Annotated in this window: 19 protein-coding genes; 8 read left to right on the top strand and 11 right to left on the bottom strand. The window is 54.4% G+C overall.

The genetic code is table 11. The features are described 5' to 3' along the window. Window positions 1–46: 46 nt before the first annotated feature. Window positions 47–253 carry a DUF1107 domain-containing protein gene (locus tag KGP24_RS02450; RefSeq protein WP_008501430.1) on the bottom strand — a complete coding sequence of 69 codons (207 nt, stop codon included), beginning with the start codon at window positions 251–253 and terminating at the stop codon, window positions 47–49. Window positions 254–577: 324 nt separating this feature from the next. On the opposite strand from KGP24_RS02450, the gene KGP24_RS02445 reads away from it, so the two are divergent. After that, entirely contained in the window at window positions 578–1,135 is a 558-nt protein-coding gene (locus KGP24_RS02445) for a YtfJ family protein (RefSeq protein ID WP_194401568.1), read from the top strand. On the opposite strand, the gene cysQ is transcribed toward KGP24_RS02445, so the two are convergent. Continuing rightward, complete coding sequence (cysQ, locus tag KGP24_RS02440; protein WP_194401569.1) at window positions 1,129–1,869, bottom strand: 3'(2'),5'-bisphosphate nucleotidase CysQ; 741 nt, start codon at window positions 1,867–1,869, stop codon at window positions 1,129–1,131. The genes KGP24_RS02445 and cysQ overlap by 7 nt on opposite strands. Window positions 1,870–2,059: 190 nt before the next feature. Here cysQ and KGP24_RS02435 point away from each other — a divergent pair, with 190 nt between their 5' ends. After that, window positions 2,060–4,003: a bifunctional 2',3'-cyclic-nucleotide 2'-phosphodiesterase/3'-nucleotidase gene (locus KGP24_RS02435; protein ID WP_223562253.1), complete on the top strand. Its 1,944-nt coding sequence runs from the start codon at window positions 2,060–2,062 to the stop codon at window positions 4,001–4,003. Between the two features lie 78 nt (window positions 4,004–4,081). Here KGP24_RS02435 and KGP24_RS02430 read toward each other — a convergent pair whose 3' ends face one another. Then, on the bottom strand, window positions 4,082–4,468 hold the full coding sequence (locus KGP24_RS02430; RefSeq protein WP_223562252.1) for a helix-turn-helix domain-containing protein: 387 nt from the start codon (window positions 4,466–4,468) through the stop codon (window positions 4,082–4,084). 84 nt (window positions 4,469–4,552) lie between these two features. On the opposite strand from KGP24_RS02430, the gene KGP24_RS02425 reads away from it, so the two are divergent. Next, window positions 4,553–5,401, top strand: coding sequence for an SDR family oxidoreductase (locus tag KGP24_RS02425; protein ID WP_223562251.1), 849 nt, complete (start codon window positions 4,553–4,555; stop codon window positions 5,399–5,401). A gap of 85 nt (window positions 5,402–5,486) precedes the next feature. Here the strand turns inward: KGP24_RS02425 and KGP24_RS02420 are convergent, their stop codons facing one another. Then, on the bottom strand, window positions 5,487–6,941 hold the full coding sequence (locus tag KGP24_RS02420) for a beta-ketoacyl synthase (RefSeq protein ID WP_223562250.1): 1,455 nt from the start codon (window positions 6,939–6,941) through the stop codon (window positions 5,487–5,489). A gap of 620 nt (window positions 6,942–7,561) precedes the next feature. Here KGP24_RS02420 and KGP24_RS02415 point away from each other — a divergent pair. From KGP24_RS02415 to KGP24_RS02405, 3 genes are all read left to right on the top strand, one after another. Further along, entirely contained in the window at window positions 7,562–8,605 is a 1,044-nt protein-coding gene (locus tag KGP24_RS02415) for a helix-turn-helix domain-containing protein (RefSeq protein ID WP_223562249.1), read from the top strand. 48 nt (window positions 8,606–8,653) lie between these two features. Further along, window positions 8,654–9,478 (top strand): AraC family transcriptional regulator, encoded by an 825-nt coding sequence (locus KGP24_RS02410; protein WP_223562248.1) that lies wholly within the window; start codon window positions 8,654–8,656, stop codon window positions 9,476–9,478. A 76-nt stretch (window positions 9,479–9,554) separates the two neighbouring features. After that, window positions 9,555–10,520: a DMT family transporter gene (locus tag KGP24_RS02405; RefSeq protein ID WP_223562247.1), complete on the top strand. Its 966-nt coding sequence runs from the start codon at window positions 9,555–9,557 to the stop codon at window positions 10,518–10,520. Window positions 10,521–10,559: 39 nt separating this feature from the next. Here KGP24_RS02405 and KGP24_RS02400 read toward each other — a convergent pair whose 3' ends face one another. Continuing rightward, window positions 10,560–12,209: a methyl-accepting chemotaxis protein gene (locus KGP24_RS02400; protein ID WP_223562246.1), complete on the bottom strand. Its 1,650-nt coding sequence runs from the start codon at window positions 12,207–12,209 to the stop codon at window positions 10,560–10,562. Between the two features lie 244 nt (window positions 12,210–12,453). Between KGP24_RS02400 and ytfE the strand changes: the two genes are divergently transcribed. Then, window positions 12,454–13,116, top strand: a complete 663-nt coding sequence (gene ytfE / locus KGP24_RS02395) for an iron-sulfur cluster repair protein YtfE (RefSeq protein ID WP_223562245.1) — start codon at window positions 12,454–12,456, stop codon at window positions 13,114–13,116. Window positions 13,117–13,154: 38 nt separating this feature from the next. On the opposite strand, the gene cycA is transcribed toward ytfE, so the two are convergent. Further along, complete coding sequence (gene cycA, locus KGP24_RS02390) at window positions 13,155–14,564, bottom strand: D-serine/D-alanine/glycine transporter (protein ID WP_223562244.1); 1,410 nt, start codon at window positions 14,562–14,564, stop codon at window positions 13,155–13,157. A gap of 311 nt (window positions 14,565–14,875) precedes the next feature. Further along, window positions 14,876–15,496, bottom strand: coding sequence for an FKBP-type peptidyl-prolyl cis-trans isomerase (fklB, locus tag KGP24_RS02385; protein ID WP_008502892.1), 621 nt, complete (start codon window positions 15,494–15,496; stop codon window positions 14,876–14,878). A 233-nt stretch (window positions 15,497–15,729) separates the two neighbouring features. Here fklB and KGP24_RS02380 point away from each other — a divergent pair, with 233 nt between their 5' ends. Next, a complete protein-coding gene (locus KGP24_RS02380) occupies window positions 15,730–16,374 on the top strand; it encodes an OapA family protein (RefSeq protein WP_223562243.1) in 645 nt (214 codons plus the stop codon). A 67-nt stretch (window positions 16,375–16,441) separates the two neighbouring features. On the opposite strand, the gene rplI is transcribed toward KGP24_RS02380, so the two are convergent. Genes rplI through rpsF form a run of 4 tightly spaced genes read right to left on the bottom strand, consistent with a single transcriptional unit; the run spans window position 16,442 to window position 17,881 of the window. Then, complete coding sequence (gene rplI, locus KGP24_RS02375; protein ID WP_003856039.1) at window positions 16,442–16,891, bottom strand: 50S ribosomal protein L9; 450 nt, start codon at window positions 16,889–16,891, stop codon at window positions 16,442–16,444. Window positions 16,892–16,932: 41 nt separating this feature from the next. Continuing rightward, entirely contained in the window at window positions 16,933–17,160 is a 228-nt protein-coding gene (rpsR, locus tag KGP24_RS02370; RefSeq protein ID WP_000135199.1) for a 30S ribosomal protein S18, read from the bottom strand. 4 nt (window positions 17,161–17,164) lie between these two features. After that, window positions 17,165–17,479 (bottom strand): primosomal replication protein N, encoded by a 315-nt coding sequence (gene priB / locus KGP24_RS02365; protein ID WP_008502895.1) that lies wholly within the window; start codon window positions 17,477–17,479, stop codon window positions 17,165–17,167. 6 nt (window positions 17,480–17,485) lie between these two features. Continuing rightward, window positions 17,486–17,881, bottom strand: coding sequence for a 30S ribosomal protein S6 (rpsF, locus tag KGP24_RS02360; protein WP_080328808.1), 396 nt, complete (start codon window positions 17,879–17,881; stop codon window positions 17,486–17,488). Window positions 17,882–17,943: the final 62 nt, after the last annotated feature.

The raw sequence follows: 17,943 nt of genomic DNA, 5'->3' as shown, positions 1-17,943 counted from the left end.
GGCTCCCATTGGGAGCCGTTTTTTTAACTACTGCATAGCACTTTGGTTAAGCCATCTCAGTTTGCAGACGCATAACCTGACGGTTGACTTCGGACATCACAGAAAGGTGCTGTTTGTCCTTCACTTTTGGGACAAGGATCTTGCCCTTATCAAACTCAAAAGCGCCAACATCCTTGATATACAACCGTCCACGGAACAGGATCTTCACGTACTTCGCCACCTGAAGCGGGTTGTAGCGTTGGAAAATTTTCATTCTTGTATCTCCTGCGAATCATACGCTCATGCGGTGCCACAATCGGCCCGACTGTCCTGAGCGCAAATTTTGATGCCCAATGACTATAGACCAGAACTACGGTGTTACCCAGTGTGCATAAGTTTATTTACCGTTTGATTACAATTATTCAGAATAATCTTTGCAAAGCGTGACCGGGCGCAGTATAAGCCGTCGTTTTTTCATGGATATGTGCGTTCGCCCGCAAACTGGCATCGGGATTGCGGGAAAACCCCATTGATCGCACTTATGATTAAAAGCGTAAGACCAAGTGGTCAGATCACCTGCAAACAATAAGGAAACGCCATGACCCTACGTAATATCCTTGCAGCAGCCTGCCTGCTACTGCCCCTGTGGGCTTCCGCTCACAGCATTGAAAAAGGACAACGTGTACCGCCAGTCGGCATTGCTGACCGGGGAGAACTGATTCTCGACAATGATAAGTTTAGCTACAAACCCTGGAATAGCGCGCAGCTCGCGGGCAAAGTGAGAGTTGTACAACATATTGCCGGTCGTACATCCGCAAAAGAGAAAAATGCCAGCCTGGTGGAAGCGATCAAATCTGCAAAATTCCCGCATGACCGCTACCAGACCACCACAATTGTGAATACCGATGACGCCATTCCGGGATCCGGGATGTTTGTGCGCTCCAGCCTTGAGAGCAATAAAAAGCTCTATCCGTGGTCGCAGTTTATCGTCGACAGCAACGGCGTAACCCGTAAGGCCTGGCAGCTGGAGGAAGAGAGCTCTGCGATTATCGTGCTGGATAAAGAGGGCCGCGTACAGTGGGCGAAAGACGGCGCGTTAACCCAGGAAGAGGTGCAGCAGGTTGTCGACCTGCTGCATAAGCTGCTGGCTCAGTAAATAGAGACGCGGAAGCCGGGGTTGAGGAAGGATTCGCGCGGGGTATAGTCCAGCGGCTTGCCCTGCCAGTCATGAACATGCGCCCCGGCGGCCGCGGCAACGGCATGACCAGCCGCGGTATCCCAGACGTTGGTTGGCCCAAAGCGAGGATACAGCTGCGCCTGACCTTCCGCTACCAGGCAGAATTTCAGCGATGAGCCAATCGAGGTGGTCTGGTGTTCACCCAGCTGCTGCAGGTACTCCCGCAGTTCGCTGTCGCCGTGCGAGCGGCTAATTACCACCAGCGGTGGACGCGCATCGCGCACCTGGATCTGCTTGCGCACGCCGCACTCTTCCTTCCATGCCTTCCCTTCTGCAGCGCTGTACATCACTTTCATCACCGGCGCGTAGACCACGCCCAGCACCGCTTTACCCTTCTCAATCAGGGCGATATTGACGGTAAATTCACCGTTGCGCTTGATGAACTCTTTTGTCCCGTCCAGCGGATCGACCAGCCAGTAGCGCTGCCAGTGCTGGCGTTCGTCCCAGCTTTGCGGCGCTTCTTCTGACAGAACAGGGATGTCCGGCGTTAAGGCCTGTAACCCTTTCAGGATCACCTTATGCGCCGCAATATCCGCTGCCGTGACCGGAGAATCGTCGGCTTTGCTGACAACCTCCACAGGTTTACTGCCGTCATACACCTGCATGATGGCATCTCCCGCATCCCGTGCGAGCTGACAAATTTTATCTAGCATTTTCCACCTCTTTGTTAACGCAGTGAGGTTAACTCTTTGTTTTAGTTATATCGTAATGTGAATAATTCCGCTATCTGTGAAGCAATTCTGGTTTCAGGTTACTTTTTTCTGTCAGGATTCACATTTCTGTAAGCAACAAGCTATAGATACATACTCTTTTGTGGTCTGCATCGAAAAAAGGACTCCTCTGATGATTAAGTTTAGTGCAACGCTTCTGGTGACGCTGATTGCAACGAGCGCGCAGGCGGCGACGGTAGATCTGCGTATTCTGGAAACGACCGATCTGCACAGCAACATGATGGACTTCGATTACTACAAAGATACTCCGACGGAAAAATTTGGCCTGGTACGCACGGCAAGCTTGATCGATGCCGCGCGCGGTGAAGTGAAAAATAGCGTGCTGGTCGACAATGGCGATCTCATTCAGGGTAGTCCGCTCGGGGATTACATGGCGACAAGGGGACTGAAAAAAGGCGAGATCCATCCTGTTTATAAAGCGATGAACACCCTGGATTACACCGTCGGCAACCTCGGTAACCACGAATTCAACTACGGTCTGACATACCTGCACGATGCGCTCGCCGGTGCGAAATTCCCGTACGTTAACGCCAATATCATCGACGTTAAGACGCAAAAACCGCTCTTCACTCCTTACCTCATTAAAGAGACAAACGTCGTCGACCAGGACGGTAACAAACAGACGCTGAAAATCGGCTATATCGGTTTTGTCCCGCCGCAGATCATGACGTGGGATAAGGCCAACCTCGACGGTAAGGTGATCGTTAACGACATCACCGATACCGCGCGCAAATACGTGCCGGAAATGCGCGAAAAAGGTGCCGATCTGGTGGTCGTTGTCGCCCACTCGGGTCTCTCCGCCGATCCGTATCAGGCCATGGCAGAAAACTCCGTTTACTATCTGAGTGAAGTTCCGGGCGTCGACGCGATCCTGTTCGGTCACGCCCACGCGGTCTTCCCGGGCAAAGATTTCGCCAGCATCAAAGGGGCGGATATAGTGAAAGGGACGCTCAACGGCGTGCCGTCGGTGATGCCGGGCATGTGGGGCGACCATCTTGGCGTGGTGGATCTGGTGCTGAATAACGACGGCGGCAGCTGGAAGGTGACGCAGTCAAAAGCCGAAGCGCGCCCGATTTACGACGCTGCGGCTAAAAAATCTCTGGCGGCGGAAGATAAAAAACTGGTCGACGTGCTGAAGCACGATCACGACGCCACGCGCGAATTCGTCAGCAAGCCGATCGGCAAATCCGCCGACAACATGTACAGCTTCCTGGCGCTGGTGCAGGACGACCCGACCGTTCAGGTCGTCAACATGGCGCAGAAAGCCTATGCCAAACACTTTGTGCAGGGCGATCCGGATCTGGCAAAACTGCCTGTCCTGTCAGCCGCAGCACCATTCAAGGTGGGCGGGCGTAAGAATGACCCGGCAAGCTATGTGGAAGTCGAAAAGGGCCAGCTGACCTTCCGTAACGCCGCCGATCTCTATCTCTATCCAAACACGCTGGTGGTGGTAAAAGCGACGGGCCAGGAGGTGAAAGAGTGGCTGGAGTGCTCTGCCGGACAGTTTAACCAGATTGACCCGCACAGCAGTAAGCCGCAGTCGCTGATTAACTGGGACGGCTTCCGTACCTATAACTTCGACGTGATCGACGGCGTGGACTACCAGATTGACGTCACCCAGCCGGCGAAATATGACGGCGAATGTCAGGCCATTAACCCGCAGGCGGAGCGCATCAAAAATCTGACCTTCAACGGCAAGGCGATCGACCCGAATGTAACCTTCCTGGTGGCGACCAATAACTACCGCGCCTACGGCGGTAAGTTTGCCGGTACGGGAGATAGCCACATCGCCTTTGCCTCGCCGGACGAGAACCGCTCGGTGCTGGCGGCGTGGATCAGCGCGGAGTCGAAGAAGGCGGGCGAAATTCATCCGGCGGTGGACAACAACTGGCGTCTGGCACCGATCCACAGCGAAACGAAACTGGATATCCGCTTTGAAACGTCACCGTCCGATAAGGCTGCCGCGTTCATTAAGGACAAGGCACAGTATCCGATGAAACAGGTCGCAACGGATGATATTGGGTTCGCGATTTATCAGGTGGATTTGAGTAAGTAAAAACAAAACGGCAACTTTGTTCCCTCTCCCTGTGGGAGAGGGTCAGGGTGAGGGCATCAGGCCCTACTTACCCGGCGTTTACGCCGCGCGATCGTCCCGATTCGCCATCACCTTCGGCGTATTCACCTCAATCCAGTCCGCCAGCGCAGCGACCTTCTCGCTCACCTCAACGCCCATCGGCGTCAGGCTATACTCTACGTGCGGCGGCACCACCGGATAGGATACGCGATCGACAAACCCGTCCTGCTCCAGCGCCTGGAGCGACTGGGACAGCATTTTTTCGCTCACCCCGCCCATTTTACGGCGCAGATCGCTAAAGCGATGCGTTCCCTGGCGCAGGGCCAGCAGAATCAGTACACCCCAGCGGCTGGTCACGTGTTTGAGCACCTCGCGTGAAGGGCACTGCTCCGCGAAAAGATTGCCATCGCGCATTTGTTCGCTGAGGGTCAATATCGTTGTTTTCATACTTACCTTTTTGTACGTACTTACTAAAAGTTAGCTATGGTGCTAGTGTGCCACAACACCTGATAAACACGAAGGAGATTCATCATGATCGCGATTACCGGCGCTACCGGCCAGCTTGGCCATCTCGTTATCGAACAGCTGTTGAAAACCGTACAGGCCAACCAGATTGTGGCCATCGTACGTAACCCGGCGAAAGCGCAAGCCTTAAGCCAGCAGGGAATTGTGGTACGTCAGGCAGACTACACGGATGAAGCCGCATTGACCGCCGCGCTCAGCGGCGTGGATAAGCTCCTGCTGATCTCGTCCAGCGAAGTCGGCCAGCGCGCAACCCAGCACCAGAATGTAATTAACGCCGCCAAAACGGCAGGCGTGAAATTTATCGCCTACACCAGCCTGCTGCATGCGGACAAATCGCCGCTCGGTCTGCACGTTGAACACGTTGCCACTGAAAAAGCGCTGGCGGAATCCGGCATTCCTTATGCCCTGCTGCGCAATGGATGGTATACCGAAAACTATCTGGCGAGCGCGCCGCCTGCGCTGGAACACGGCGTATTTATTGGTGCGGCAGGCGAAGGCAAAATTGCCTCTGCGACCCGTGCAGACTATGCCGCGGCGGCAGCCAAAGTGATTGCTGAAGAGGGGCATGAAGGCAAGGTGTATGAACTGGCGGGCGACCACGGCTGGACGCTGAGCGAACTGGCGGCTGAACTCAGCAAACAGAGCGGAAAGCCGGTCACCTACCAGAATCTCAGTGAAGCGGATTTTGCCGCCGCGCTGAAAAGCGTCGGCCTGCCTGCCGGACTAGCCGATATGCTGGCGGATTCCGATGTGGGCGCGTCTAAAGGGGGACTGTTTGACGATAGCCATACGCTGAGCAAACTGATCGGGCGCGCAACGACGCCGCTGGCCCAGAGCATTAAAGCCATTCTTTAACGGTGTCACCGTTCTTTCCTGCGGCCGGGTGATTTCCCTTACCCGGCCCGCTCATCTTTATTATTAATAAAATCAGATATAACGATTAAAAGTCCGGGTATTCTTTATCCTTCGCGTACGTTATCGGTTTTTCAAATCCGGGAATGGTGATGCCGTTCATATCAATCTTAATATCTTCCTCATTTATTCCCTGCTGGCCGAACAGATAAATGACATTGAGCTCACCCTGCGACGCCGCCTCGTCGTATGCGTTCGCCTGACGTCGCACCAGGCGGTTACGCTGCTGATAATCCGCATACACCGCGTCCCCGTAGCGTTTGCGCAACCATTGATGGGTAAGCTTTGGCGAGTAAACCACCCCCGTGGCGTTATTCCCGCCAAAGCCTTTTGAATTAATAAAGGCGATTTGCCCCTGGCCTTCCTCTAATTTGCAGTCCTGAACAGGAATGGTTAAGCGTGCGTTATTCACCTGCGGCGCAATGTGCGACAGGCTTTTAATTCCCGGCAAAATACCATAGCGGAAGACGCCGAGGCAGCTGATGAGCTGGTCGCCGCTGGCGGGCCCCAGGGAGTGACCGAGATATGATTTCACCGCCGTCACCGGCCAGTTGCGAATTGAAAAGGCTTGCGCAACGCGGTCAAAAATATCCGCCTCGGAGACGCAATTCTTCGGCGTGCTTGATCCATGCGCCTGAATAAACGATCCCTTCTGCACCGTCTCGATCCCGGCCATCGATACCGCAGAGGCTACGGCTTTCGCCATGGTGATGTAGTTCCCCGGCCCCGGTGACGCAATAGAACGTTTAAAGCCGTCAGCATTAATGAAGACATTCCCCACCGAACCGTGGATCTCTGCGCCAAGCTGCAGCGCCAGTTCGTCGTCCATTAACACGACATACTGGCTGGACTCTGCGATCACAAAACCGCAGCTGTTGCCAAACGGGCGGCTGCTGTTGCGCCAGTCGGCCGTTTCCGTTTCATCAATGTGCTTAAGCTTGCTCTCCGTTGCCAGGGCGCCCATGGCGTCGAATCCTTCAATCACTTCGGAGGTGACCGGCGCTTCGGCGCTGCCCACAACGGCCACGCGAATGCGTCCCGCCTTGATATCTTCAACTGCCGCATTCAGGTTATACAGAAACGTGGCGCACGCCCCCAGCGTGGCGCTGGTATGACCGACGCTACCCAGCACATACGCATTGAGGAAATCGGCGCACATGCTGTTCAGGCCCAGCGGACACTGTTTGGCGCTGACGCGCTGGCCTTTAAGGCGCGACTGCAGCATTCCGCCAAAGCCATAATCGTCGAGCTGCCCCATGATATTGCCCGAATAGACACCGAGCCGATCCGGCGCGATTTTTGCCTGTATCTCTCGCCACGGGATCCCCAGGGCGTTGATGGCGTCTGACGCGCCGACAATCGCAATTTGTAGCGCCCGCGGATGGAACTGCGAATTGTAATGGTCACCCGGGCGGAATCCCTGCGGCAACAGCCCTGCCGCCTGAACCTCCGTGCGCAGCAACGCCTCAATATTACAGTCCATCTCTCCCTGAACGGTGATACGGACACGCCGATCCGCTAATTCTTCAACGTGCCATCCCGCCGGCAAGGGGTGAGGTAATTGTCTGGCAGATATATTAAAACTGAATCCTTCTTCGCCTGAAGCCATATTCAGTTTTGCATGGCTGACAATAGCATTGACATTAAAATAGTCGCGCGTAATTTCTCTAATAAGGGTTCCCTCAAGCACCTCGTCTTTTATCTTCTCTGCGGCCTGAGCGGGTGTAAGTCTTTTACCAGAAATATCGCAATAGCCATCTCCATCATATTTAAGCATGCCCATCAGGACGGATAGCGATAATAACGTCTCCTGCCTTTCTTCTTCTGATAATGACTCAATAATCATTCGCCGAAATGCATGATGTGAAGAACTACGACCAGCTGGACTATAGCCGCCAAAAGCCGTTATTACGGGTAATTTCACCATAATTCATCCTGTAGTGGTCGTGAATTTATTTGATTAAGTAAGTGCGATAATTTCAGATATCAGTTTACAAATTACCAACAAAAGCTAATATGAAAATCCAGCCAAAATGCTGACTTTTTTGGCCAGGACAACGATGAACTGCCAAAAATAATAGTCAAAACAGGTATTAATAATAAATGACAAATACACAAATAGGATTTGTGTTATGCGAACGCATGCTAAGTTCCGGTCTCAGTCTTCCGATTGAAATGTGGAAAGCCGCAGCCAGTAGCTATTTAGCCGAGCAAAAAATAACATCCCACGCAGTCACGCACAAACAGGAGAAGTCACCCTTCAGGCTCTGTCGCCCGGAGAATATTCTGAAGGTGAACACCATTGGCATAAACAGCGAGCCCATCCTGACGCACAGCGGCTTTAGTATTATCGCCGATACCACCCTTGCCGCATACAGGCACTATGACGTTATCTATCTTCCTGCCCTGTGGCGCAATCCTCGCGCAGTGGTCAGACAACAGCCTGAACTTCTGGAATGGCTGACCGAGCAGGCCGCGCGAGGAACCCGCATTGCCGCCGTCGGAACGGGGTGCTGTTTTCTGGCGGAGTCGGGACTGCTCAACGGGAAGCCCGCCACCACCCACTGGCATTACTTCAAACAATTCGCGCGCGACTACCCCAGCGTAAAATTACAAACAAAGCATTTTCTCACGCAGGCCGATAATATTTTCTGCGCCGCAAGCGTTAAGGCCCTGTCAGATCTGACGATCCATTTTATAGAAACGATATACGGGAAGCGCGTAGCCACACATACTCAACGGACATTTTTCCATGAAATTCGTAGCCAGTTTGAGCGTCAATGCTACAGTGAAGAAAACAAACCCCATCCGGATGAAGATATCGTGCAAATTCAAATCTGGATAAAAGCCAACTGCGCATCGGATATATCTATGCAAAATCTTGCAGATATGGCTGGCATGAGTTTGCGCAACTTTAATCGCCGCTTTAAAAATGCCACCGACATGTCCCCTCTGCAGTATTTATTAACCGCCAGAATTGAATCCGCCATGACAATGCTGCAATCCACCAATCTAAGCATTCAGGAAATCGCGAATGCGGTTGGATATCAGGATATTGCGCACTTCAATCGCCAGTTTAAGCATAAAACAACGGTTTCACCGGGGGATTACCGTAAAACCGTTCGGGCAAAGATGTTTAGTGCATAAACCCCGATCATCTCTGATAATGAAAAGATGACCACGAGGAGGCTCACCGTGCAAGGCGTACCGGAACAGTTTAATGATGAAAGAGACAGCGCACGCTTTCGCCATCTGGCACAGCTGCCGGGCCTGGAGCTTTATCATGCGCATATTTCTGACTACGCCTTTGAGCCTCACACCCATGAAGCCTTCGGGATCGGCACGATTGAAACCGGTGCCGAGCGCTTTCGCTATCGCGGTACCCAGCATCTCGCGGTGGAAAAATCCGTCGTCACCATGAACCCGGACGAGATCCATACCGGCGAATCCGCCACCGAAGGCGGCTGGCGCTACCGGATGGTCTATATCGAACCCGATCTGCTGGAAGAGGTGACCGGCCTCCGGCACTGGTGGTTTAGCGATGTCACGCGTCATGACCCGCTGCGCTCGCAGCAAATTGGCAGGCTCATTTACGGCTTGTGGCATACGGACGATCCGCTTGCGCAAAAAGGATTACTGCTGGATCTGATTGAGACCTTCCGGCCGTTTGCCCATCATGCGCCAGTGGTTCAGGAAGGCGCGCACCGCTTCGAACGCGTGCGCGAGTATCTGCACGACAACTATATGCGCGCCCTGACGCTGGACGAGCTGGCCAGCGTCGTTTCGCTCAGCCCGTACCACTTCCAGCGCCAGTTCAAAGCCCATTTTCACGTGACGCCGCACCAGATGCTGATGGCCATTCGCCTCTGGCGCGCCAAAGCGTTCCTCACGCACGGCATGCCCGCGGCAGAGGTCGCCGCCGCGACCGGACTGACCGACCAGTCGCATTTAACCCGCGCGTTTACCCACCGCTACGGCATTACCCCCGTCCGCTACCAGAAGCAGGTCACCCGGCGCTAATGCGCAACCTCATACAATACGCGCGCATTTTCCCCTCCTACACTGCATACAGCGTAAATACCTGTGGATGGAAAAAATGATTAGTGGAGTGTTGTATGCCCTGCTGGCCGGGATGATGTGGGGACTGATTTTTGTCGGCCCGCTGATCGTGCCCGAGTATCCGGCAATACTGCAGTCGACCGGACGTTATCTGGCGCTCGGGCTGATTGCTCTGCCCCTGGCGTGGCTGGGACGCACGCGATTGCGTCAGCTCAGCCGTCAGGACTGGGGGACCGCGCTGGCGCTGACCATGATGGGCAATCTTATCTACTACGTTTGCCTCGCGAGTGCCATTCAGCGTACCGGTGCTCCGGTATCTACCATGATTATCGGCACGCTGCCGGTCGTCATCCCCGTCTTTGCTAACCTGCTCTACAGCCACCGCGATGGCAAACTGGCGTGGTCAAAAATGGCGCCAGCGCTGGTATGTACCGCCGTGGGGCTGGTATGCGTCAATATTGCTGAGCTACGTCACGGGCAGGCTGGTGTTGACCTGTGGCGTTACGGTACTGGCATTGTGCTGGCGTTCATTTCCGTGGCGTGCTGGGCATGGTATGCCCTGCGCAACGCGCGCTGGCTGCGGGAGAACCCGGACAAGCACCCGATGATGTGGGCGACGGCGCAGGCGCTGGTCACGCTGCCCGTCTCACTGGTGGGATATGCCGGCGCGTGCATCTGGTTAGGCCATCAACAGCCAGACTTCGCCCAGCCCTTCGGGCCAAGACCGTGGGTGTTTACTGGCTTAATGGTTGCGATTGCGGTGCTGTGCTCGTGGGTGGGCGCGCTGTGCTGGAACATTGCCAGCCAGAAGCTGCCGACGGTGATTTTAGGGCCGCTGATTGTCTTCGAAACTCTGGCCGGACTGCTTTATACCTTCCTGATGCGCCAGAGCGTGCCGCCGTTATTCACGGCCTGCGGGATCGCGCTGCTGGTGGTGGGGGTGGTGATGGCGGTAAGAGCGAAGCCGGAAAAAGCGAGGGTCGTTCCGGCTTCGGAGATGTGATTTTTGCCGGGGGGCGGCTTTGCCTTACCCGGCATGATGTTAAAACGTTTCCCAGTTCCCTTCTGATGCCGTCGCTACAGGCTGCGCTTTTGGCACATAGGTTTTCACCGGCGCCGCTTTGACCGCCTGGTTACGGGTAATTTTGAACACCGCCACCGCTTCGTTCAGGCGTGCAGCCTGATCTTCCAGCGCCGCAGCCGCGGCTGCAGATTCCTCTACCAGCGAGGCGTTCTGCTGGGTCACGCGGTCCATCTCGGCTACCGCCTGGCCCACCTGGTCGATACCGCGGCTCTGCTCGTCAGAGGCCGAGGCAATTTCACCCATGATGTCGGTGACGCGGGTGACCGCATTGACGATCTCTGCCATCGTCTCCCCGGCTTCGTTAACCAGCTGGGAGCCCGCGCTCACGCGTTCACCGGAATCATCGATCAGCGCTTTGATCTCTTTCGCCGCCTGGGCGCTGCGCTGGGCGAGAGTACGCACTTCCCCTGCCACCACCGCAAAACCACGGCCCTGCTCGCCCGCGCGCGCCGCTTCCACCGCCGCGTTCAACGCCAGGATGTTAGTCTGGAAGGCAATACCGTCGATCACGTTAGTAATTTGCGCGATTTTACTGGAACTGGTGGCGATTTCGTCCATCGTACGCACCACGCCTTCAACCACGTTTCCGCCCTTCTTCGCCGTAGAGGAGGCGTCCAGCGCCAGACGGGAAGCCTGACGCGCGTTATCGGCGTTCTGCTTCACGGTTGCCGTCAGCTGTTCCATGCTGGCTGCCGTTTCTTCCAGAGAAGCGGCCTGCTGCTCGGTACGTGAAGAGAGATCGTTGCTGCCCGCAGAGATTTCTCCTGCACCGGTGTAAATCGTATCTGCGCCTTCACGCACCACGCCTACTGTGTTCGCTAGCGAGGTTTGCATCTCCTGAACGTTGCGCGCCAGGATAGCCATTTCGTTCTTACCTTCAGCCTGAATCGGCTGGGTTAAATCCCCCGCCGCAATGGCACGAATATGGTTAATCACCTCTTCCAGAGGCAGCAACAGCACGCGGCGCATGGCTACCCAGCTGGAAATAATCACCACTATCACCAGCAGCATAACCGCAGAGAGGATCCACAGGATGTGCTTGTAATCACTTTCATTGTCCTGGATGCCTTTATCGGTGAGCGTTGCCTGCGCCTCGCGCCATTCACGATAAACCTTCTGCATCGCGTTTTGCTTTTGCTCCGCGTTCTGCTTGAACATATCTTCCAGATTGCCCTGGCTCAGCAGAACGTTCATTTGCGTCAGCGTTGCAGAGTACATGCGGTACTGCTCTTCGAGTTGGTTAGTCAGGTTCTCATCCAGGCCGGGCGTATTTGGCAGGGCATAGTATTTATCGTAATGGACCTGCGCATCGGCGAGCAGATTTTTCGCCGTGTTGACCAACTCATTGAGCTGACCGCCGTTAATCTGAGAGGCCATGCTGCTTTGCAGGCGCAACATCCCGCGGTTCAGGGTGACGCGCGCCTGGTTCAGACTGATCCACGCATCGGTAAACTCCGCCACGTTCTTGCTGGAGAGCTGCGACACGGTGAAGTTGTCTTTATCGTTATTCAGCGCGTTGATAAAGATACCGGCGGAAATCACTTGCATGATCCCGAGCACAAGCAGCACCGAAATCAGAAGGGTAATGACTTTTATACGTTTAAACATGCGTTGCCTTTGTTATATGCAGGTTTGTCTGACGTGGATATATCGGCAGGCACGGCGGGTTGTTTACTGTTTCTACACCTTTAAAAAGTTTCTAAACCACTTTCCTAAGTCCATTCAGAGAGTTAAATGCAGTATTTTTTTGTGATCTGCATCTCACTTTCTCCCTTCCCTCTAAAGGGTTATAGCGCCGCGATAAAGATGCATTTAATATGCATCTTATATTATTGATGACGAGGTAACTGCTATGGCCTTTCGCGACCAACCCCTTGGCGAGCTGGCGCTCTCCATCCCTCGCGCTTCTGCGCTGTTCCGTAAATACGATATGGATTACTGCTGCGGCGGTAAGCAAACCCTTGCGCATGCGGCCTCACGCAAAGAGCTGGACGTTGAGGTGATTGAAGCAGAGCTGGCGCTGCTGGCCGAGCAGCCCGTCGACAAAGACTGGCGAACCGCCCCGCTCGCTGAAATCATCGACCATATCATCGTACGTTACCATGACCGTCACCGTGAACAGCTGCCGGAACTGATCCTGCAGGCGACCAAAGTTGAGCGCGTACATGCCGACAAACCTTCCGTACCGCGCGGTCTGGCAAAGTACCTGACCCTGCTGCACGAAGAGCTTTCCAGCCATATGATGAAAGAAGAGCAGATCCTCTTCCCGATGATCAAACATGGAATGGGCAGCCAGGCGATGGGGCCTATCAGCGTAATGGAAAGCGAGCATGATGACGCGGGCGAACTGCTGGAAGTGATCAAACACACCACCCACAACGTCACGCCGCCGCCAGAAGCGTGCACAACGTGGAAAGCGATGTACAACGGCATTAACGAGATGATCGACGACCTGATGGAACACATCAGTCTTGAGAACAACGTTCTGTTCCCGCGGGCATTAGCTGGGGAATAGAAAAACTAAAAACGGCAACCGAAGTTGCCGTTTTGCTTTTACCTTACGCCTGCCATACGTTTCTTACCGATAAACACCCAGCCCAGCCCCAGCGCGATAAACCACAGCGGCGTGACGATGAGTGCCTGACGGGTATCATCTTCCAGCGTCAGCAGAACCAGCACGAAGACGAAGAACGCCATGCACACCCAGCACATCAGCTTGCCCAGCGGCATCTTGTAAATCGATTTTTCATGCAGGTGTGGACGCTGCTTGCGGTACACCAGGTATGAACAGAGGATGATGGTCCATACGAACATAAACAGAATCGCAGAGACCGTGGTAATCATGGTGAACGCGCCAATCACGCTTGGGTTCACGTAGAGCATCACCACGCCGCCCAGCAGACACATGCAGGAGAAGGTCAGCCCTTTTGCCGGTACCGCACGCTTAGAAAGCTTAGCGAACGCGCTCGGCGCTACGCCTTCCTGCGCCAGACCAAAAAGCATGCGGCTGGTGGAGAACACCCCGCTGTTCGCGGAAGAGGCCGCAGAGGTCAGCACCACGAAGTTAATCAGGCTCGCGGCAGCAGGCAAGCCTACCAGCACGAACAGCTCAACGAACGGGCTCTTGGTGGGTACCACGGAGCTCCACGGCGTCACGGACATAATGATGACCAGCGCGAAGACGTAGAACATGATGATACGCACAGGAATGGAGTTGATGGCGCGCGGCAGGGACTTCTCCGGATCTTTGGTTTCCGCAGCGGTCGTTCCGACAAGCTCAATTCCCACAAACGCGAACACCGCGATCTGGAAGCCGGCAAAGAAGCCGCTAATGCCTTTCGGGAACCAGCCGCCGTCATTCCACAGATGGGTAAACGACGCCTGAACGCCCGTTGGCGACTGGAAGTGGGTAAGCACCATCACCAGACCCACAACGATGAGCCCAACGATGGCCACGATTTTGATCATCGCGAACCAGAACTCCATCTCACCGAACATTTTGACGGTGGCGAGGTTCAGGCTCAGCAGCAGAATAATGACCGCCAGCGAGGCGACCCAGTCCGACAGCCCCGGGAACCAGAACTGCGCGTAGGCGGTAATCGCCACGACGTCCGCCATACCGGTGACCACCCAGCAGAACCAGTAGGTCCAGCCGGTGAAATAGCCAGCCCACGGCCCGAGCAGGTCAGAAGCGAAGTCGCTAAAGGATTTGTATTCGAGGTTCGAGAGCAGCAGTTCACCCATTGCACGCATCACGAAGAACAGCATAAAACCGATGATCATATAAACGAATATGATCGACGGCCCGGCGAGACTGATGGTTTTGCCTGACCCCATAAACAGCCCGGTACCGATGGCACCCCCGATGGCAATGAGCTGAATATGACGGTTTGTGAGATTGCGCCGTAGCGACTGTTCAGACGACGCCTCTTCGTCGGCGACGACTTTGACCTGATCTACCATGTGATATTTTCCTGTTTATGCCTGACTGTGTTGTTAAGGCTCTTCTGGCCTTTAAATACGTCAAAAGATGACGTTCCCTTGTAAGGGCTAATCGATATTAGGTAAGAATCGGCGGGATGAATACTATGATTTAGATATTATGTTAATAATATGTTGGAAGTGAGTGTCATATCACTCATACAGCGCGAAACAGCTCACAAAAATACACGCAACAGTTTCGTTTGCAAGATAAAATATTGATTACGTCGTAACTATAGGTTTTCACGCTATTTTCCCCTCCCCAATCGGGGAGAGGAAATAAGAAAAGTCGATTACAGAATTTCCAGCAGCTCGACTTCAAAGACCAGGGTGCTGAATGGCGGGATGGACGCGCCAGCGCCGCGCTCGCCGTAGGCCAGATTATGCGGGATAGTCAGTTCCCATTTGGAACCGACCGGCATCAGGGTCAGAGCTTCGATCCAGCCTGCGATCACGCCGTTGACCGGGAATTCTGCCGGTTCGCCGCGCGCCACGGAGCTGTCAAAGACGGTACCGTCGATCAGCTTACCGGTGTAGTGTACGCGAACATGGTCGGTACGCGCAGGGATTGCGCCGTCGCCCTGGTTGATCACGCGGAACTGCAGACCGGATTCGGTGCTGTTCACGCCTTCACGCTCACGGTTCTCTTCCAGATATTTCACACCTTCGGCCGCCATCTCTTCGAAGCGCGCGCGACGCACGGCGTCAGCACGTTCGTGGATTTCACGCAGCGCACGGTGCACGACGTCAACCGGAACAGCAGGCTGTTTGCCTTCCAGCGCGTCAGCGATACCCGCCACCAGCGCTTCTGGTAACAGACCTTCCAGGCCGGATTCGCTCAGCTGCTGTCCTACCTGCAAGCCGATACCGTAACTTGCCTGCGCTTCGATAGTGTCAAAAGTCGGGGTGGTCATGGGTTTTCCTTCCATCACATTTAAAGTAGCGGGCAGCATATCAGCCATGCCCTTATGGGTAAAACTTTGTCTGAAGTTAAGGTGACAAACCGCGACGAAACAGAAACAATAGAGATAACCAGGATTAATCCCGAACTGATGTCACGGATGTCGGGTTTACTACGCCGTTCAGGCAGTTAGCAAACTATACTTCGGGGCACAGGATAAAAAATACGCGGAGCAGGAGGAGTGCCATGCCCGGGCGATTTGAACTGAAACCTACCCTGGCGAAAATCTGGCAGGCGCCGGACAATTTTCGCATCATGGACCCGCTGCCTCCTTTGCATCGCAGAGGGATCATCATTGGCGCGCTGATGGTGATCGTGGGCTTCCTGCTTCCTTCCGGGGGCGATGATGTTGATACCACACCCGTCACCCGAAATGCTCAACTGGACATTCAGTCGCAGACGCGGCCACAGCCTGACGCACAGCCGATGCAGACGCAGCTTGTCACCCCGTCTAACGATCCGGGTCAGGTCGCGCCGGTTGAGCCAGAACCTATTCAGGATGAACAGCCGCAGGATCAAGCCGCCGCCCCATCACAGCCTCAGACGCAACAACCCACCGGCATTGAGCAACAGTGGCGTTCCTATCGCGTAGAGCCGGGCAAAACCCTGGCACAGCTGTTCCGCGACCATAACCTGCCGCCAACCGACGTGTATGCCATGGCGAAAGTAGAAGGTGCGGGTAAACCGCTTAGTAACCTGCAGAATGGTCAGATGGTGCAGATTCGCCAGAATGCCAGCGGGGTGGTGACAGGATTAACGATTGATACAGGAAACGGACAACAGGTGCTGTTTACCCGCCAGTCAGACGGCAGTTTTATCAGGGTGCGTTAAGAGCCGAAACTGTAAAAAGCAAAACGCCGGCGCAAGGCCGGCGTTTCAACGTGAGCAGAGTAAGAAATTACTCAGCTACAACGTTAACAACCAGTTTAGCGAACACTTCGCTGTGAACCTGGAAGTCAACTTCGTGCTCACCAGTGGTACGCAGAACGCCGTTCGGCAGACGAACTTCGCTCTTAGCCACTTTAACGCCTGCTGCAGTAACTGCATCAGCGATATCGCGGGTACCGATGGAACCGAACAGTTTACCTTCGTCGCCAGCTTTGGAAGCGATGGTAACAGTGCCCAGTGCGTTGATTGCTTCAGCGCGAGCGTTAGCAGCCGCCAGAACGTCAGCCAGTTTGGCTTCCAGTTCAGCGCGACGTGCTTCGAAAAACTCTACGTTTTTCTTGGTAGCTGGAACAGCTTTACCCTGTGGAACCAGGAAGTTACGTGCGTAACCCGCTTTAACGTTAACCTGATCACCCAGGCTGCCCAGGTTTGCTACTTTATCAAGCAGAATAACTTGCATTACCTTATCCTCTTAAAGTCGTATTAATGGACCGTGCCCGATTACTGATGACGATCAGTGTACGGCAGCAGGGACAGGTAGCGAGCGCGTTTGATAGCGCGAGCCAGCTGACGCTGGTATTTTGCACGAGTACCGGTGATACGGCTTGGGACAATCTTACCGCTTTCGGTGATGTAGTTTTTCAGCGTTGCGATATCTTTATAGTCGATCTCTTGAACGCCTTCCGCGGTGAAACGGCAGAACTTGCGACGACGGAAATAACGTGCCATATGGCTAGTCTCCAGAATCTATCAAATCAATCTGCTCGGCATGCAGAACCATTTTGCTCAGGCCGTTCTTTGCCTTGTGGCAAGAGATGAACCCCTGAACGATTACTGCGCTACCGACCGTTAAACTGTGAGTAATGGCCTGGTTTTCGTGTCCGCTAATAATAACGGGCATTTGGCACCACGCCTGCCGGTGAAACCCGGCTTCCTCTTGCACAGAACGATGCTCAAGCACGAACTGGCAATGCGGAATTCCTGATGGACTGACCTTTCGAAGGGGAGCCCTGCATACGATGCCGGACAACGCCAGACGGTTGGTCATCAGAAATTACTCTTCAGAATCCCCAGCATCAGAATCATCTGCGGTTTCGTTTGCGAAATCATCGCGACGCTCACGGCGCTCGTCTTTCGCTTTAACCATCGGAGATGCTTCGGTAACTGCGTTTTTGGTACGCATAACCATGCTGCGGATAACGGCATCGTTGAAGCGGAAGGTAGTTTCCAGCTCATCGATCACTTCCTGCGGCGCTTCAACGTTCATCAGAACGTAGTGTGCTTTGTGCAGTTTGTTGATCGGGTAAGCCAGCTGACGGCGGCCCCAGTCTTCCAGACGGTGGATCGTACCTTCTGCACCAGTGATGGCAGCAGTGTAACGCTCGATCATACCCGGAACCTGTTCGCTCTGGTCAGGATGGACCATAAAAACGATTTCGTAATGACGCATCGAATTGCTCCTTACGGATTATTCAGCCTCCTGTCTGGGTCAGCCGAGGCCCGGGGAGGCAA

Source organism: Enterobacter sp. JBIWA008 (assembly GCF_019968765.1).
Lineage (GTDB): Bacteria > Pseudomonadota > Gammaproteobacteria > Enterobacterales > Enterobacteriaceae > Enterobacter.
This window is presented reverse-complemented; position numbering and strand designations above follow the sequence as displayed.

Bases quoted from the DNA above. Each gene is read 5' to 3' on its own strand.
- KGP24_RS02425 (WP_223562251.1), top strand. From the start codon at position 4,553: ATGATCGCGATTACCGGCGCTACCGGCCAGCTTGGCCATCTCGTTATC.
- priB (WP_008502895.1), bottom strand. From the start codon at position 17,479: ATGACCAACCGTCTGGCGTTGTCCGGCATCGTATGCAGGGCTCCCCTT.
- cycA (WP_223562244.1), bottom strand. From the start codon at position 14,564: ATGGTAGATCAGGTCAAAGTCGTCGCCGACGAAGAGGCGTCGTCTGAA.
- cysQ (WP_194401569.1), bottom strand. From the start codon at position 1,869: ATGCTAGATAAAATTTGTCAGCTCGCACGGGATGCGGGAGATGCCATC.
- KGP24_RS02445 (WP_194401568.1), top strand. From the start codon at position 578: ATGACCCTACGTAATATCCTTGCAGCAGCCTGCCTGCTACTGCCCCTG.
- KGP24_RS02405 (WP_223562247.1), top strand. From the start codon at position 9,555: ATGATTAGTGGAGTGTTGTATGCCCTGCTGGCCGGGATGATGTGGGGA.
- KGP24_RS02415 (WP_223562249.1), top strand. From the start codon at position 7,562: ATGACAAATACACAAATAGGATTTGTGTTATGCGAACGCATGCTAAGT.
- KGP24_RS02380 (WP_223562243.1), top strand. From the start codon at position 15,730: ATGCCCGGGCGATTTGAACTGAAACCTACCCTGGCGAAAATCTGGCAG.
- fklB (WP_008502892.1), bottom strand. From the start codon at position 15,496: ATGACCACCCCGACTTTTGACACTATCGAAGCGCAGGCAAGTTACGGT.
- KGP24_RS02400 (WP_223562246.1), bottom strand. From the start codon at position 12,209: ATGTTTAAACGTATAAAAGTCATTACCCTTCTGATTTCGGTGCTGCTT.
- KGP24_RS02435 (WP_223562253.1), top strand. From the start codon at position 2,060: ATGATTAAGTTTAGTGCAACGCTTCTGGTGACGCTGATTGCAACGAGC.
- KGP24_RS02430 (WP_223562252.1), bottom strand. From the start codon at position 4,468: ATGAAAACAACGATATTGACCCTCAGCGAACAAATGCGCGATGGCAAT.
- rplI (WP_003856039.1), bottom strand. From the start codon at position 16,891: ATGCAAGTTATTCTGCTTGATAAAGTAGCAAACCTGGGCAGCCTGGGT.
- KGP24_RS02450 (WP_008501430.1), bottom strand. From the start codon at position 253: ATGAAAATTTTCCAACGCTACAACCCGCTTCAGGTGGCGAAGTACGTG.
- rpsR (WP_000135199.1), bottom strand. From the start codon at position 17,160: ATGGCACGTTATTTCCGTCGTCGCAAGTTCTGCCGTTTCACCGCGGAA.
- KGP24_RS02420 (WP_223562250.1), bottom strand. From the start codon at position 6,941: ATGGACTGTAATATTGAGGCGTTGCTGCGCACGGAGGTTCAGGCGGCA.
- rpsF (WP_080328808.1), bottom strand. From the start codon at position 17,881: ATGCGTCATTACGAAATCGTTTTTATGGTCCATCCTGACCAGAGCGAA.
- ytfE (WP_223562245.1), top strand. From the start codon at position 12,454: ATGGCCTTTCGCGACCAACCCCTTGGCGAGCTGGCGCTCTCCATCCCT.